This is a genomic window from Pectobacterium fontis, from assembly GCF_000803215.1.
Taxonomy (GTDB): domain Bacteria; phylum Pseudomonadota; class Gammaproteobacteria; order Enterobacterales; family Enterobacteriaceae; genus Pectobacterium; species Pectobacterium fontis.
On record NZ_JSXC01000041.1, the window covers coordinates 1 to 16697 of the forward strand.

10 protein-coding genes are annotated in these 16697 nt (G+C 52.2%); 4 read left to right on the forward strand and 6 right to left on the reverse strand.

Going from position 1 to position 16697, the window contains the following annotated elements; translation table 11 throughout:
- The 5 genes from OI69_RS15205 to OI69_RS15225 all read right to left on the reverse strand — a co-directional run.
- Positions 1–3297: DUF4347 domain-containing protein (locus OI69_RS15205; RefSeq protein ID WP_154715566.1), on the reverse strand; the 3297-nt coding region annotated here is incomplete at its 3' end.
- 254 nt (positions 3298–3551) lie between these two features.
- The gene (locus OI69_RS15210) at positions 3552–4454 is read right to left on the reverse strand and encodes a phage tail protein (RefSeq protein ID WP_039352191.1); all 903 of its coding nucleotides are present in this window, start codon (positions 4452–4454) and stop codon (positions 3552–3554) included.
- Between the two features lie 485 nt (positions 4455–4939).
- Entirely contained in the window at positions 4940–7045 is a 2106-nt protein-coding gene (locus OI69_RS15215) for an HlyD family efflux transporter periplasmic adaptor subunit (RefSeq protein ID WP_039352194.1), read from the reverse strand.
- Positions 7042–8361 carry an efflux RND transporter periplasmic adaptor subunit gene (locus OI69_RS15220; RefSeq protein WP_039352196.1) on the reverse strand — a complete coding sequence of 440 codons (1320 nt, stop codon included), beginning with the start codon at positions 8359–8361 and terminating at the stop codon, positions 7042–7044. Before OI69_RS15220 ends, OI69_RS15215 begins: the two co-directional genes overlap by 4 nt.
- Entirely contained in the window at positions 8358–9161 is an 804-nt protein-coding gene (locus OI69_RS15225) for an efflux RND transporter periplasmic adaptor subunit (RefSeq protein WP_039352199.1), read from the reverse strand. The genes OI69_RS15220 and OI69_RS15225 overlap by 4 nt, the downstream gene beginning before the upstream one ends.
- Before the next feature lie 186 nt (positions 9162–9347).
- On the opposite strand from OI69_RS15225, the gene OI69_RS15230 reads away from it, so the two are divergent.
- The 3 genes from OI69_RS15230 (at position 9348) to ahpF (ending at position 13373) form a co-directional block, all read left to right on the forward strand.
- Positions 9348–11000: a DUF4153 domain-containing protein gene (locus OI69_RS15230; RefSeq protein WP_039352201.1), complete on the forward strand. Its 1653-nt coding sequence runs from the start codon at positions 9348–9350 to the stop codon at positions 10998–11000.
- 110 nt (positions 11001–11110) lie between these two features.
- Positions 11111–11674: an alkyl hydroperoxide reductase subunit C gene (ahpC, locus tag OI69_RS15235; protein WP_010287114.1), complete on the forward strand. Its 564-nt coding sequence runs from the start codon at positions 11111–11113 to the stop codon at positions 11672–11674.
- Positions 11675–11810: 136 nt separating this feature from the next.
- Positions 11811–13373, forward strand: coding sequence for an alkyl hydroperoxide reductase subunit F (gene ahpF, locus OI69_RS15240; protein ID WP_039352204.1), 1563 nt, complete (start codon positions 11811–11813; stop codon positions 13371–13373).
- Between the two features lie 501 nt (positions 13374–13874).
- Here ahpF and queG read toward each other — a convergent pair.
- On the reverse strand, positions 13875–15014 hold the full coding sequence (queG, locus tag OI69_RS15245) for a tRNA epoxyqueuosine(34) reductase QueG (protein ID WP_039352207.1): 1140 nt from the start codon (positions 15012–15014) through the stop codon (positions 13875–13877).
- A 145-nt stretch (positions 15015–15159) separates the two neighbouring features.
- Between queG and nnr the strand changes: the two genes are divergently transcribed.
- Positions 15160–16689: a bifunctional ADP-dependent NAD(P)H-hydrate dehydratase/NAD(P)H-hydrate epimerase gene (gene nnr / locus OI69_RS15250; RefSeq protein WP_167335191.1), complete on the forward strand. Its 1530-nt coding sequence runs from the start codon at positions 15160–15162 to the stop codon at positions 16687–16689.
- Positions 16690–16697 lie beyond the last annotated feature (8 nt).

Here is a 16697-nt window from a genome sequence, read left to right on the forward strand (position 1 = left end):
AAACAGCCCCGACGGTAGCGCAAAGTTCAGGCTGCCGCCCTGTGCCAGCGTCTGTGGCGGAACGGTGCCGGAGATCACGGGCGCATCGTTGATGTTACTCACCGCCAGTGTAGCCTGGACACTGTTGGTGGAAAACGCGCTGGTGCCTCCAGTCGTTGAGGTATCCGCTAGCCCTCTGGTCGCACCAGACGTCGCTGTGCCACTGGTTTGATCCCACGCTCTGAAACCTAACGTTGCGGTTTCGCTGTTAGCGCCGTCCGGCACATAGCGAATCTGTGTCGTTGAACTGAGCAGCAACGCCGACGAATTGGATACTGCACCGATGCTAAACCAGTCGGCACCGCTGTTCGTCGAGTATTGCCACGTCCCGTTACCGGTCAACGCCGTCAGCGCGATCCCACTAACGGCACCGCCGTCCACATCTGCATAACCTGTAGCACTCAACAACGACGACACCGCAGTGGTCGGTGAGACGGCGTTCTCCGTTGTGGCGGTCAGCGTAACGGTGGTGCCGGAGACCACGGGTGCATCGTTGACCGGAATAATAGTGGATACTGACTGGTTACTGCTGACACTGTTCATCGAACCGTCATTAAAGGTCCAGTTCAGGGTGACACTGGACGGCGGATTGTCGGAACTGTTCGCATAGGTTAGGGATTGCATCACGGCATCGACAATAGCCGAGGTCGCGTTGCTGTTGAACGTCAGCACCAACGTTCCGTTTGCATTGGTGGTGACGCTGCCTACCGCTGTACCGTTGTACGTGAAATTTTGCCCCTGCGTCAGCGCTCCCAGTAAGCCGCTGTTGCCAAATATATCATTGCTGTTGGTACCACCGTTGCGAACGAGGGTAATTGATGCGCCATTATAGTTACCAAGCCCGCTATTGAGCGTATCAAGCTCAACATCGGCGACCGTGACATTGCTGTCTATCACCACGGCACTGCCATTTTCGGTATAGGTGGATCCGCCGTTCAGGTTGCTGAATGTCGGCGGGGTATTGGCGGTTGAGGTTGTCGTGGCATCAACCTTGACCACACTGATCGTATTGTTACCTGCACTGTCCCTGGCCACCACGTACACATCATACGCAGTACTGGCGGCAAGGCCGGTCAAGGTAAAGTTAAAGTCGAATGGAGAAGAACCCAGCACCTGATTGCCCGAAGCAGGGGCAACGCCACCAGCGGCATTTTGCCCGGCGATCACTTGCGTCGCGGTTGGAGCACTGGCACCGTCAGCCACCACCACATAATACACATTGCCAGTTTCAGTGAGGCTGCCACTCAGCTTAAAACCGCCCGCGGTGGCGTTGGACACGCTAGGTGACTGGTCAAACGTAGGGGCGATATCATCCACCACCACCAACGACACTACTTTGTCATAGGTGGCGGCACCGTCAGACACCTGGAGACGCACGGAATAGGTCCCGGCTGCCATGGTTGCAGCATTGACCGCTTTCAGCGTGTTGCCACTAATGGTGAACAGCGCGTTATCGGTACTGCCGCTGCCACTCACCAGACTGTAGGTAAACGCCGAGGAATCCACATCGGTCGCTGTCAGGGTGGCGACAGTGCCGTTGCTGCCGAGTGATTGCGCAAAGGCGGTGGCAGAGAGCGTAATATCGGTTGGTGCATCGTTCACCGCCGTCACGTTGAGCGTCATGGTGCCCACGTTGGCGGACGACGCGGTGCCATCGCTGACCGTCCAGGTGAAGGCGGCGTAGCCCGCGCCGTTAGCGTTATCGGCAGGACGGAAGGTCAGTTTGTCGATATTAGCCGCGGTGACCACCGTACCATTGCCGATCAGCGTATCCCCTACGCCACGCACGCCGTCACCATTCACATCGATAAACAGTTCACCCGCTGTCGGTGCAGCCACGATAGTGATGGATTGCAGCGTGTCGCCGCTGTCCACATCACTAAAACCAAAATCCGTCGCGGAGAATGTCTGAGAGGTATCCTCATTGAATGTTTTGCTCACCGTTGTGTTGCTGATGATCGGCGCATTGTTGACCGATGGGACAATGGCTTTAACGTCAGAAATATCGAAATTATTGGTGCCGAAGTCAAAGGCGCCAAAGCCGTTGACGGAGGCGATCACTACCTTGATGACATCGTTGGCTGAAGCTGACAACGCATTGTTTGAGGCATCGAGAAAGACGGAAAAATTGCTAAGGGTTATATCCGCATTTGCTGTGGCCGTCAGTGTTCCAGTGACCGTTGTATTATTAGCATAGGTAAAGGTCAGCGTAATGGTGTCTTCAAGAGAAGTACGGTAGCTGAAGCTGGTCAAGTCGAAGGTATAGCCCGACGCAATGGCGATGGTCAGCCTGGTGCCGTCACCGGTAGAATTGCTCCCACTATCTGGGAAGACGTTATAGTTGCTGCCGAGGTTATTGGCAAACGAATATCCATCGACCCCACTAAAGGTAATATCGATGCCAGTGACCGGTTTGGTGTAGGTCGCAGCGTTGCTGCTAAAGTCATTCGAGTCAAAGGAGACGAGCGTCAGCAACTGGTTATAATCGCTGAACGCCAGTGCGTCAGCCTGTATCGCATCTGAACCGACGCGTTGTTCCAGTGTCCAGTTTCCGCCTTTAACCGTATCGCCTGTCAGGTCGCTGGATGCGGCCACATCTGCTCCCGTTGCGGTAGCGATAGCATTGATAAAACTCATTCCCTCACCTGATGCCACCGAGCATCCGTAAAGCAGAATGTCGCCATTTTCGGTTAATGCAGCGCCGAGCGTGCTCAAATCGCTTTGGCGTGACGCCACATTATCGGAGTCCAGCGTGATAGCCCCCAGATGGAGACGGCCTTCTGAACCATGACTGATGATATGGATGGTGTCATAGCCGCTGTGCGTCTTCGCCCACTCCGTCATTTGGCTCAGGCCGTCTGCGCTGCTATCTAACAGTACCACTTCTGTTCCTGAGGGCACTTGATTGAGCAGTGTCTGATAATCGGCTACCGAGGTATCGATGAAAACCACGTCTTTGGACGATGTAGTCGGATCGCTTGCTACCGCCACAGTGGTGTCATCGGCGGCGTTATCACTAGAAGTATCGGTTTGGTGCGTGCTGTTTTCTGTGTGGCTGGCGGCTGTGGCAGTTTGAGCCGCGCTATCCTGTGTGGTCGTCGTTTGATCCGCAGTGGCCGCAATGGCTCCATCAAACAACATGCGCGCCTCAAGCGCATACCCTAATGGAGTATTGCTCGTCAGCGTTACAGCATGCGGGACGGTATTATGTTGCTTGTTTGATGGGTGACGATTTCTGAACAGATGGAGCCATAACATAGACAATACCCTCGAGACACAGAACACATTGCGATATTTACTCTTGCCACCAAGAAAAAGTCTTTTTAAACAAACAAATAGTGTTAATTAAGTGACAGTAGATGATTAAAACATAGGTACAAGCGTTAAATTTATTGCCTTTTTGTATAAATAATTGTTTTTTACATTTTGTTCTTCTTTTTGGCGTATGGCGACGAAACTACGCCACCATACGTAACGGTGAAACCCATTTTACTATCAGTCAGTTATGGCAATCAGTTAGGGTTGACAGGATAAAGACCTTGGGTGGCAATACACGCGGTAAGTACTAATGATGGATCCCTAACCTGTACTGCTACCGACACAGGAGTCACCACTGGCGCAGGCTGCGTGACATTCGCGTTTACGCTGACCGAACCCGTCACTGGCAAAGTCAGCGGGCCCGTTGCATTCCCTGCTAACTGGCCGCCACTTGCGGTGCTGCTGATATTGCCCGTGGCGGTGCCGGTTACACTGCCATCCGGTCCTAGCTGCCTGTCATTGGTTGCACCAGCGGGTGCGTAGATTAATGCACTTGGACCGCCGACAGAAGTTAATAACGCTTTGTCAGTCAGGTTGATGTTTCTGCCAGTCGTGGTTGACGAGCCAATTTTTGCAATCCCAGTCACACTGAGGCTGGCTGCGGCATTAAACGGCAGATTGGTGATACTGCCGCTCAGCGGAAGGGATACTGAGGTGCTGGCAGCGTTCAACGAAAATGTTGCCGGATGAGTATGCGGGGGGATCTGTGGAGCAGTCAGTGTCACCGAACTGCTACCGGTTCCGACTGCAATTTCCTGACCAACCGTTTTCGCAACGGGGTATGCTGTGCTGTTAAACGTACCTGAGCCAACAACTGTTCGGCCCTGTAGGTTTGGTAAGGCGAACGTCGAGGGCGCGGTGCCGCCATATAGGTTGCCAATCAACGAATAAAGCGCCTGGTTACTGTTTGTATTTAGTGTGCGACCATCTGCAATTATGTAACCTTCAGGACAATATTTGGTAGCCATGTAACACACGCTGCCAATGTATTGGCTACTTGGTTCGCTGCAGGCAAGTGCAGATTGTGGCAGGAAAAAACCGACACCCAACACAGCAGCAATAGCTGATTTGGCAAACAGACGTTGAACGCATTTCATAAACATCTTCTCCTTGGAATGAGGGGAACTCCACATTGTGTGAAATGTATCTGATGATTTTTATGCACGATCTTGAGACGCCTTACTTCGCTTGCTTATCAAATTGTAATTTTATGTAAACACCAGGAACAAAATTACACATAAAAATCAAACTGGCAACAAGCTTTTGCATTGGCTGAAAAGAAAAAAAGTTTATTTTTTAACTTTTTGATTATTTTAAATTTTACTAATCAAAGTTTTTCTTATTTGAGTTAAAGAAATGATGGAGATGCTGTGAAATTTGCGTTTTATCAGCGTAACTAAAGTCAGTGAATGATTTATTTGTTGCGGAGATGTGAAATGTTGCCAGTGCAATAGACAGGCAAGTGATCTTATTCAACATTAGAGAATTTTATTGTTTATGAAATGTACGGCACTTTTTCAATGTGGGGTATGGCCTGCTCCAGATACCAGAAAGCAGGCATATATGCTGATGAATAAACTGGCTAAAATCCACTCTCTCTAATACCCAGTGCAGCCACTTTGCGCCATAACGCCCCGAGTAGAGATTCTCTTTCTCCTTCGAGTATCACGCTGCCCCGAAGAGGTTGGGGCGGCAAGGCCTGCTTGTCCTGTATGACAAAACGGACGCGATACTGCGCTTGTATCGGTTGGGGATGATTGTCCCGGTCGCGGCGTACCGCGATAGGCCCGTGGCGATCGGAGGCCAGCATTTCTTGTTGCAGGTAGGCTACACCGGTTGGAGCAATCTCTTTGAGTTCCACCGTAAGAGGGGGATAGGCGGGGTCGTCAGCAATAAACTGACCCGTCATGCCCGTTTTTGCCCGTTTGAGCGCATCTTCCGGTAGGTAGCCTTGTACTTTCCCTGCGCCTTGCTCCACCACGCGGAGTAGAGGCATATCCGTGACCAACCAGCGGCCTTCGGTCATACTGCGTACAATATCTCTCACTTCACCGTCATGCGGGGCGGTAATGGACAATCGTTGTCGCTGTGCTGACAGCCCTCGATAGCGAGCCAGCGATTGTGCCAGTTGACGGTCGATGACCTGAATTTCACTGGCGGTTTCCTGACGTGTTGCGCCGCGCAGCAACCGTTGTTGCAGTATCGCGATTTGCTGACGTTCAATCGCCAGGCGGTAATCCAGATCGGATGACGTTAATTCCAGTAAAACCTCACCCGTCTTGACTCGCTGGCCGTCAATCACATGCAGCGTTTTGACCTGTGCGGAAAGGGGCGCATAGAGTACACCGACGTTTTCTGCTTCCAGTACGGCAGGAATACGCATGTTGCCGCGCCAGGGAAACAGCAAGAGCAGCAGTATGGCCGCCAGTATTAAGCCTGAACGTAGCAACTTTAAAGGATGAGCCGTTTTTCGCATGGACCACCAGATATGTATCTCTTTAACGATCGGCAGCACAATAAACCAGCCGATTTCCACCAACATCAGTGCAATACCGACAACCTTGATAAAAAAGTGATACACCACCAGTGCGATACCGAAAAAGAGAAAAAAGCGCCATACCCACGAGGCATATCCCCATATCAGCAGCTTGCGTTGCATGGCGGGTGACCAAACCTGTGGTGCCGCGCGACCATAGCCAAATAACGCCTCACGCAGTCGCCAGCGGCACAGAGTGTAGGCGCGTTCCTGTAGGTTCTCCACCCGCCAGAAATCACTCAGCAGAAAGTAGCCGTCAAAGCGCATTAAGGGATTGAGGTTAACGATCAGCGTCGTGACCCAGGTCACGCTAGAGAGCATAAATGCGGCGGTTCGCATGGGGCCGTCGGGCAACAGTGACCAGGCTAACAGGGCGATGCAGGCCAGCATCAATTCAGCCAGAATACCGCCAGCACTGATCAGCAATAGCGCTCTCCGGTCTTTCAATTTCCAGGCATCGGTAACATCGGTATAAAACAGGGGAAACAACACGATAAATGCCACGCCCATATTTTGCACCCGGCAACCTGCCCGCTTGGCCATAAAGGCGTGACCCAGTTCGTGCACGAATTTGGCGAAGACGAGTGCAACACCGAATGCTGCCATCCCCTGTAGGCTGAAAAGATGAGGAAAGGCATGGGTATAGCTGACCCAATCTCGGCTGACCAGAAAAGCGCCCAGTAACAGGATGATTGGGAGCGCGATGCGTAGAAAAGGCAGACCGTAGCGTGCCAGCCATGGCCAAGTGTGACTAAGCCAAGGATCTGGGCGCCATAGCGGGATACGGAAAAACAGGTACTGATGCAGCAGTGTTTTCCACAGACTGACACGAGATGCCAGCGCTTTAACGGCATAGCTGTGACGTTGCTTTGGATCGTTGGCGGCGATCAGGTCATGGCTGCGTAAAAAGTGCAGTAGCATCTCTAGATCTTTAACCTGCAACGGCAGGCCTGGCTCCCTATTGGCGGCTTCCAGCACCTGTTTGGGGTGGCGCAGCGGCCAGTGTCGCAACAAGCGTATTGCCGATGGCACGAGTTTAAAATAGCGCCCGGTGACCGGATCGACCAATACCCATTGCGGCGCGCCATCCAGGCCTGCCGCAGATTCTGTCAACTGTAGGTCGGTTCTTAGTGTGGGTAAAAACTCGCTCATAACCCCACCGATTGGCGTATTGCAGCAAGTGGACGACGAAACAGGTAGATCGCTAGTGGTACATACTCGCCGGATACCTTGGCGGTTCCGCGTAATCCGATTCGCGGAGGTTCTCCGGTAAAGCGTGCATCCAGACGATAGGCCAGATTACCGGCGGGGGTTTGCTCCGATTCATAAGCGATGCGTTCCAGCACCGCCGCATGTGGCGTCATTGGATCGCTGTCCAGAAAGAGCGTGATTGGCGCATCGGGTTCCAGATGGATGGCGTCGCCAACATCCAGCTCAATACGCAGCGCGACTGATGACGGATCGGCCATCTCCATCAAACGTTCCCCAGTGCGTACGGGTTTGCCTGTCCAGCGTTCAGCGTCGGCAAACACCGCGATACCGTCACGATCGGCACGAATTTCAGTGCGGCTCAACAAGGCATTGGCGTACTCATATTCAGTACGTTTTTGTGCCGTTTGCGCCGCAAGTAAATCCAGTCTTGCTTTGGAATCGGCATCCTGAAACGCACGTTGTGAATTGGCTCGGTGCTCTGCTTCGGCTACGTTCAGTGCTCTTTCAGCTACGTCTGCCTGCGCCTTCAGTGTGGTAGCGTCGAAGCGCACCAGAAGATCGCCTTTTCGCACGCGTTGATTTGGCTGAACAGCGAATGCTTCAACGACACCATCCAGAGGGGCGGTGACCACCCGGCCGTTATATGGAATCACTTCGGCAGGGGCAAGTACGGACTGACGAACGGGTATAAACAAGCAGGCGAACGCGAGTAGGCAAGGGATCGCCAACTTCCACCGCCAACGTGTGCGTTGCCATGAGCGCTGTGGCTCCATCGCCAACCAGGCATGGCTATATGCATGTGCAAGCTGCGCTATTAGTAATTGATCGGCATGTTGCCAGATGGATTCTCTGGCATACCAGATGCCACCAAACGTGTCTCCCTGGCGATCTTTCAGCGGCGACCACAGCACCTCGGGGGCCGATAGCGCCTGCCAGTCACTGCGGCTTTGCTGATCCAGCGACATTGCCGCCACTACCGCGCACTGTTCATGCTGTTGGTTGCTCTGCAACTGTGCACTGGCTCGTTCAACAAAGGCGACAAAGGGAGCGTGCGGTGCGGGTTGTGTTACACCCGTTACAGCACGCACTTTACCGTTAATCACGAGTGCGGCATGGCGAAACCCGAACAATTCCTGAGCATCGTTAACAATGCAATAGGCCAACTCTTCGATGTTGTGAGCCGATCGTGCCTGACGCTCAATATCCAAAAAATGGGCAAAGATACGCTCGGAAGAAGGTTGAGGCTGTGTACTCACAGTTTCTCCGGAAAGTGTGCTGTGCCGCTCATACCGGCCATCAGGCTGTTGTCTTTGCTTTCGATAACGCCAGTCAGGCTTAGCGTTTGGCTGCTTTCATCAATACGTGCGCCTAATCGGGATACGCTAGCCTGTAGCGGTTTACCGGTTTCATCTGGCGTAAACGTAAAGCTTAACCCAGGTTTTAATACTGACAGGAGTCGCGATGGTACGAGTAGGTTGATCTCTAAATGGCGATTATTAACAATGTCGAGTATTGGCGCACCAAGACCGACACTCTCGTGTGTCTGGGCTCGCCGTTTGACGACTTGCCCGTCGAACGGTGCCAGCAGTCGGCAGCGATTGACCTGGATCTGATAGACCTGGCTTTCTGCCTGAGACTGCGCAAAGCGCGCGGCGGATAATGATACTGCGTGTCTTCCCACGGATTTCATTTGTGCCAGTTGCTGATTTTGGCTTAACTCTGCTTCTGCGGCGCGCATGGCGGCCTGAGCAGCCGCCAGTTGAGCCTGATAAATCGAACAGTCAAACCGCACCAATAGATCGCCTTTCTTGAAAGACTCCCCTTCTCTAAACGGGAGTTCCACAATACGTCCAGCCAGATCGCTGGACAGCGTGGCTTGATCGACGGCGATCAAAATTCCACGCGCCTGGCTGTCGGCGGATGCAGAAGGGGGAGTATCATGAGAGGACAACGTCAATAGCGGATCGTGAGTTTGGGCATGGACGTTAAACGTCAATAGGCAAAAGGCCAGAGACGTAAAAGCGCGACGAAGTGCTGGGTGATTGAAACGATCCACACTAACCTGCCTTAATTTCGTTGAGGTGCGTGACAAGTCAGAAAGCGTGGTGACTCCCTGAATTTTCACCCATTAATGGTTCCTATCTTGGAAGATATCATGGTACAGAATGGATCAAACTGACAATATCAATCGTGTTCCGTCGAACAATTCCTTCATGTATTTGTATTAATAAAAGGATTTACCATGCCTACCGCCAACGCCCTATCGTTAAAGTTTTATCTGGTTATTGGTCTGCTTCAGGGACTTTTATTTGTCACCGCTTTGGAAATGAAAGAGGGCATGTTTCAGACGTTGTTGATCGTGATGGCGGCGGTTGGCGGCATCAGTCTGCAATTGCAGAAATGTTCTCACTTTTTGAAAAAAGTAGGCGTGTGGTGTGGCGCGTTGACGGCGATGATAACGGCAGTCAGCGGTTGGCTTCTCTACGATAATGGGAAATCCTCGCTGCCCCCTTCCTGGATATTGTGTAGCATTCTCCTTGGGTATATCTGCTGTACTTTCATTAGCAGTTGGCCGAGCCGTGAAGGGCGATGGCCGTCTTATGACTCTCTCTGTAAACATGCCTGGATCAATATTTTTACCGTGCTATTAGCATGGCTCTTCGTTTTAGTCGTCGTGTTGTTGCTCGTACTGTGCGGTATGTTGTTCAGCATGCTGGGGTTCCCGCAGGTGGGTAAAGTTCTCGATCATCATCGGTTCTACATGCTACTTCTGCCGATAGTGTTTTCTATTGGCATCTATATCGGAATGACGAAAGAAATTGTTGTCGGGTTGTTGCGTGGGATCCTGCTATCGGCCTGTCGTTTCCTCTTGCCGCTCAGTGCGCTGATCACGCTGCTTTTCGTCTTAACGCTGCCTTTTAGCGGCCTGGCACCGATATGGAGGACGGGGCATTCCACGGCCATTTTATTATGTCTGGTTGGCGTGAATATCTTTTTGATTAATTGCGCATCTCAGGACGATAACGATGCACGACCTTATCCTGCGGTGTTCCGTGGGTTGGTCAGTGCGAGTGTGCCCTGTTTGCCGATTCTTGTGGGATTGGCGGGATATTCCAGTTGGCTGCGTATTGAACAATACGGCCTGATGCCTTTCCGGTTTCAGGCGATCTTCGTGATAGCGGTCGTCATGCTTTACAGCCTGGCTATGCTGTGGGCCGTTATTCGTCGCTCTGGTGTCTGGTTAAAGCCTCTACGGATGAGTAATCCGCTGCTCGCGGTTTTCACCTGTATTCTGATGGTGTTGTTACATACTCCGGTGTTGAACCCAGAGGCATTCAGCGCAAGAAATCAGGTTCAGCGCCTGCTTAGCGGAAAGACGCCAATCGATACGTTTGATCTGTGGGTGCTACGCGATGAACTGGGGAGAGCGGGTAGGCAACAATGGGTTTGGCTGGTTGAAGAACTGGCGCAAGATCGAATACTGGATACCGCAGGACGGCAGGCATTGCGTGAACTGTTGCAGGGGAAATCCGTTAAAATTCGTCCTGTTCAGAGCGAATGGGTGGGGCCATCAGAAGAAGGTATTGAAGGCCTGTTGCAAGGAGATAATCTGGGTAATCAATGCAGGGAAGCGACTTGTCTGCTTTTCGCGATTGACTTGACCAGTGACGGTCATAATGAAGTGCTCATTTTCCCTAAATCGGGTTGGGGGAGTGGTGGAAAGATCCTCGTCCGTGATGACAAAGGACAATGGCAAATTGCGGCCAGCATATATGGCACGATGAGTATGGAACAGTTGATCGCGTCGGTAACGGACGGAAAAATTGAGGCCGTTGAGCCGCGTTTCAAGACAATCAGAATCGGTGGCACCGATATGGAGATCTCGTATCCCTGATTGCGCATTACGTTAGGTATTGCTTATTGATTCGATAAAGATAACAGATTGGTGATAACGATCACATTTCTGTACTTTAGCCACATACGAAAACACATGAGGATAAAGTGATGTCAGTAATCAATACCCAAGTTAAACCATTCAAAAACATGGCGTTCAAAGACGGTCAATTCATCGAAGTAACGGAGAAGAATATCGAAGGAAAATGGAGCGTATTCTTCTTCTATCCGGCTGACTTTACGTTTGTCTGCCCGACCGAACTGGGTGATGTTGCTGACTACTACGACGAATTCCAACAGCGTGGCGTGGAAATCTACTCTGTGTCTACCGACACCCATTTCACGCACAAAGCGTGGCACAGCAGCTCTGAAACCATTGGCAAAATCAAATACACCATGATCGGTGACCCAACGGGCCAACTGACACGTAACTTTGAAAACATGCGTGAAGCAGAAGGTCTGGCTGACCGTGGTACGTTTATCGTTGACCCACAGGGCATCATCCAGGCTGTGGAAATCACGGCAGAAGGGATTGGTCGCGATGCTTCCGATCTGCTGCGTAAAGTTAAAGCGGCTCAATACGTTGCTTCTCATCCGGGCGAAGTATGCCCAGCCAAGTGGAAAGAGGGCGAGGCTACGCTGGCACCGTCTTTGGATCTGGTTGGTAAAATCTAAGCTAACACCAGGAAAAACAGCAATGTTTTGTCGGGTGCCTTGCACCCGATTTTTTGTGGTTCGCACTTTTCGCGACCGTGCCGCATCTTGTTCGATTTCTACCTTTGTACCCACTTGCCTAATTAAGGGATGACCCATGCTCGACAATACGATGAAAGTCCAGTTGAAAGCCTATCTGGAAAAATTAACCAAACCTGTTGAGTTGATTGCGACTCTGGATGACTCTGCGAAATCCGCGGAAGTCAGAACGTTGCTGACGGAAATTGCTGAGCTGTCCGATCGGGTCAGTGTTATTGAGAATAACAGCCTGTCAGTACGCAAACCGTCATTCCTGATTACCAACCCAGATTCCCAAAGTGGCCCGCGTTTTGCCGGTGCGCCGATGGGACATGAATTTACTTCCTTAATTCTGGCGCTATTGCAGGTGGGCGGTCACCCGTCGAAAGAAGCAAAAGAATTACTCGATCAAATCCGCCATCTTGATGGTTCCTTCCATTTTGAGACCTATTACTCATTGTCCTGCCATAACTGCCCGGATGTGGTGCAGGCGCTGAATTTAATGGCGGTGTTGAATCCGAATATCACTCATACCGCGATTGACGGCGGCGTGTTTCAGGATGAGATCCAAAGCCGTAATGTCATGGGCGTTCCTACCGTTTTCCTGAATGGTGAGCATTTCAGTCAGGGGCGAACCAGCCTTGCGGAGATTGTGACGAAAATCGATACTGGCGCGGGCGCTAAACAGGTTGAGAAGCTGAATCAGCGTGACGTCTATGATGTGTTAATCATCGGTAGCGGCCCGGCGGGAGCAGCCGCAGCAGTCTATTCTGCGCGCAAAGGTATTCGTACTGGCTTGGTCGGCGAACGCTTTGGCGGCCAGGTATTGGATACCGTCGATATCGAAAACTACATTTCCGTGCCGAAAACAGAAGGCGCCAAACTGGCGACGGCGCTGAAGAGCCATGTTGATGACTATGATGTGGATGTCATCGACGCACAGAGTGCAGAAGCCTTAATTCCTGGCGGCGAACCGGGTAAACCGCATCAGATCATTACCGTATCCGGCGCGACGCTGAAAGCACGTAGCGTGATCATCGCGACGGGCGCACGCTGGAGAAACATGAATGTCCCCGGTGAAGATCAATACCGTACGCGCGGCGTCACGTACTGCCCGCACTGTGATGGCCCGCTGTTCAAAGGCAAGAGCGTCGCGGTGATTGGCGGCGGGAACTCTGGTGTGGAAGCGGCTATCGATCTGGCTGGCGTGGTGAAACATGTGACGCTGCTGGAATTTGCACCAGAGCTGAAAGCGGATTCCGTATTGCAGGATAAAGTCCGTAGTCTGCCAAACGTTGACATCATTCTGAATGCGCAAACCACGGAAGTGAAAGGCGATGGACAGAAGGTGACGGGGCTGAGCTACAAAGATCGCATGACCGATACGCTGCACGATTTAGCGCTGGAAGGGATCTTTGTACAGATTGGCCTGCTGCCTAACACGCACTGGCTGGAAGGCACGGTTGCCAGAAACCGCATCGGTGAAATTGAGATTGATGCCAAGTGTGAAACCAGCGTGAAAGGCGTCTTTGCTGCCGGCGACTGTACGACGGTGCCGTACAAGCAGATCATTATCGCGACAGGGGAAGGCGCAAAAGCATCATTGAGTGCGTTTGATTACCTGATCAGAACCCGCGCATAGCATTAACCTGTGGGGGAAAATCGATGATTTCCCCCTTTGTTGCTCTGGCGATGAGCTTAACTTTCCACGCAGCGATCTCTCATAAAAAGAGACATCGCTGCGTTTTTTGTTTTCGATCGTAAAAATTGGATCTCAGCCCTTGCCAAGTGGCGATAACAAATCCATAATGCTGGCCGCTCTGTGCTATTGCCCGTTTTTACTATCTACAACGCACCGTATTACGAGCGCTAACATTACCTCAATCCACATCATTTTTTATCAGTTAATACAAAACGTCATATTCTTTTTAACAGACTTATCCACAGATTGTTTGTTGGCGATTTATTAATCATGCTATGTGATTGATAAAAGACGCCATGGTATCTTATTGATATTTATTCATAAAATTTAGTTATAAAATGTTATAACGATCGCTTGTACTTTTTGTGACAGTTGATTGGCAACGGTTTTTTTATTTATCCACAGCGTGTGCGACAAACCGATGACAACCGTTTGAACGGCTCATGCATCGCGCGGTAATCCTTTCTCTACTGCACGAATAAGTCGTTTTTTCTGAGTGGATTGGACGTCAATTTCCAGTGACGCTCGACGTTCCAACTGCTGACGAATCGCCCAGTGGATATGTTCATCCAACAGTTCGCTGTCACCCAGACGGGCTTGCAGTGCGAGTACGATGCTATCCTGATAAGGGGCATTTCCCAGCGCGACGGCAATATTGCGTAGCCAGCGGAGATGACCGATGCGCCTTATCGGCGACCCTTCCGTGATCCGCAGAAATTTCTCTTCATTCCAGCCGAATAGCGCCACCAGCTCTGGCGTATGCAGAGCGGCGCGTGGGCTGAAATCCGCCTCGTCGGTAAGCTGTGAAAACCGATTCCATGGACAAATAAGCTGACAGTCATCGCAGCCATAGATGCGATTGCCCATGAGTGGACGGAATTCTTCAGGGATCGCCCCTTCCAATTCAATGGTTAGGTAGGAAATGCAGCGGCGGGCATCGACAGTATACGGGGCAACGATCGCGCCTGTGGGGCAGGTGGTCATGCAGGCGACACATCGGCCACACTGTTCCTCCTGTGGTTGATCGACAGGCAGAGGTAAATCGATCAACAGTTCACCAAGAAAGAACCAGGAACCCGCCTCTCTGTTCAGAATGAGTGAATGTTTGCCAACCCAGCCAAGTCCGGCTTTCGCAGCCAAAGGACGCTCCATAATCGGTGCGGAATCGACGAAGGGGCGAAAATTCAACTCACCGCAGTATGCCTGAATCTGCTCGCCGAGTTTTTTCAGACGCTGGCGCAATAGCTTATGGTAGTCACGGCCCAGCGCATAACGGCTAACATAGCCGAGCTGTGGATTCTTTAACGTACTGGCGAAGGCAGCCTTGGCGGGCAAATAGTTCATACGCACACTGATGACACGCAGCGTACCGGGCAACAATTCGTGTGGACGCGCTCGCAGCATACCGTGGCGCGCCATCCAGTCCATTTCCCCGTGGTATTGCTTATCCAGCCAGGCCTGAAGCCGAGGCTCTTCTGTGGACAAATCGGTATCGCAGATACCGACCTGCTGGAACCCCAATGCCTGTCCCCATTGTTTGATATGTTGCGCTAATTCATTGAGATCGTAGGGGTATGACATGATGGGCCACAGAAATAAACAAGACGTGTTGATATTACCATATTCGTGCCGCAGAGCCGATGCCTACCGGGAGGCATAGAATGCTGGCGGTGGTTTAGGTTGCTTGCTAATTTTAAGTCATTGTAATGAAAAACAAGAGCACATCATGACGGGTTACGTTCGGAAGCGAGGGGATGAATTGCCGGATGCGGTGTTTCACGCCGAGTGGGTGCGCCGTGAAGAAGCCAGAGCCGCTAATGAGTCGGGGCTTTCGCTGTGGGAACTGATGCAGCGTGCGGGAGAAGCCGCATTTCAGGTGGCGCGCCAATGCTATCCCTCGGCTCGGCGCTGGCGGGTGTTAGCCGGGCACGGCAATAACGGCGGCGATGGGTATGTGGTGGCCAGTTTGGCGCTGGCGGCAGGGATTGATGTGGATGTGATAGCCTGCACCAGCGACAAATCGCTGCCCGATGAGGCTCGTCTGGCTCGACTGCGCTGGCTGGAGCAGGGTGGCCAGGTTCACGACATTCATGTGCAGGATATGGAGACCGCGTGGCCGGATGGGATCGAACTGATTGTGGATGGGTTACTGGGAACGGGACTGTCTGCTGCACCGCGTGCATCCTATGCGGCGTTAATTACGCAGGCGAATGCCTATCCCGCTCCCATCGTATCATTGGATATTCCCTCCGGCTTACAGGCTGAAACGGGGGCCTGTGCTGGCGTCGCGATTGGTGCGGCGCAGACGGTGACGTTTATCGCGCTCAAACCGGGGCTGCTGACAGGCCGTGCCCGTGAGCAGGTTGGAAAACTACATTATCACTCGCTGGGGCTGCAAACCTGGCTAGACGACCAAACGGCACCGATACGACGCCTGACTGTGGCGCAGCTTTCCACATGGTTGTTGCCCCGTACGGCTGGGCAGCACAAAGGGGATAACGGCAGGCTGCTGGTAGTCGGTGGCAATGCGGGTTTAGGTGGCGCGGTAGTGATGGCGGCTGATGCAGCATTACACAGTGGTGCTGGATTAGTGCGAGTACTTACTCACAAACAGTATCAATCCGCCTTTCTGACGGCGCGGCCTGAGTTAATGGTACAGGAACTGACGGCAGATACGCTGCGACAGGGGCTGGAGTGGGCCGATGTTGTGGTGATTGGACCCGGTTTAGGGCAGGATGACTGGGGTAAAAGTGCCTTGCGTCTGGCAGAAAATTGTAACAAACCCATGTTATGGGATGCGGATGCACTTAACCTGCTGGCAATCAACCCGCATAAGCGGCAGAATCGCGTGCTGACACCTCATCCCGGTGAAGCGGCACGTTTACTGAATTGCCGCGTTGCTGATATCGAAAGCGATCGCTTACTTGCGGCCACAAGGCTGGTAAAACGCTATGGCGGTGTGGTCGTCTTAAAAGGTGCGGGAACGGTGATTGCCAATGAGCGAGGCGAGACTGCCATTGCTGATGTGGGAAATCCCGGTATGGCGACCGGTGGCATGGGGGATGTGCTGTCAGGTATTGTCGGCGGTTTGCTGGCGCAAAAGCTCTCGCTGTATGATGCGGCCTGTGCAGGATGTGTCGTACACGGTGCGGCGGCTGATTGGTTGGCGACGCGACGCGGCACTCGCGGTATGCTGGCAACCGATTTACTACCCGTATTGTTCCGGTATGTTAATCCCGAGCGAATGTATTTATAGCCGATGTT

What these genes read in the sequence shown, in the direction of transcription:
- OI69_RS15210 (WP_039352191.1), bottom strand. Translation starts at nt 4,454, where the DNA reads ATGAAATGCGTTCAACGTCTGTTTGCCAAATCAGCTATTGCTGCTGTG.
- OI69_RS15215 (WP_039352194.1), bottom strand. Translation starts at nt 7,045, where the DNA reads ATGAGCGAGTTTTTACCCACACTAAGAACCGACCTACAGTTGACAGAA.
- OI69_RS15230 (WP_039352201.1), top strand. Translation starts at nt 9,348, where the DNA reads ATGCCTACCGCCAACGCCCTATCGTTAAAGTTTTATCTGGTTATTGGT.
- ahpC (WP_010287114.1), top strand. Translation starts at nt 11,111, where the DNA reads ATGTCAGTAATCAATACCCAAGTTAAACCATTCAAAAACATGGCGTTC.
- ahpF (WP_039352204.1), top strand. Translation starts at nt 11,811, where the DNA reads ATGCTCGACAATACGATGAAAGTCCAGTTGAAAGCCTATCTGGAAAAA.
- queG (WP_039352207.1), bottom strand. Translation starts at nt 15,014, where the DNA reads ATGTCATACCCCTACGATCTCAATGAATTAGCGCAACATATCAAACAA.
- nnr (WP_167335191.1), top strand. Translation starts at nt 15,160, where the DNA reads ATGACGGGTTACGTTCGGAAGCGAGGGGATGAATTGCCGGATGCGGTG.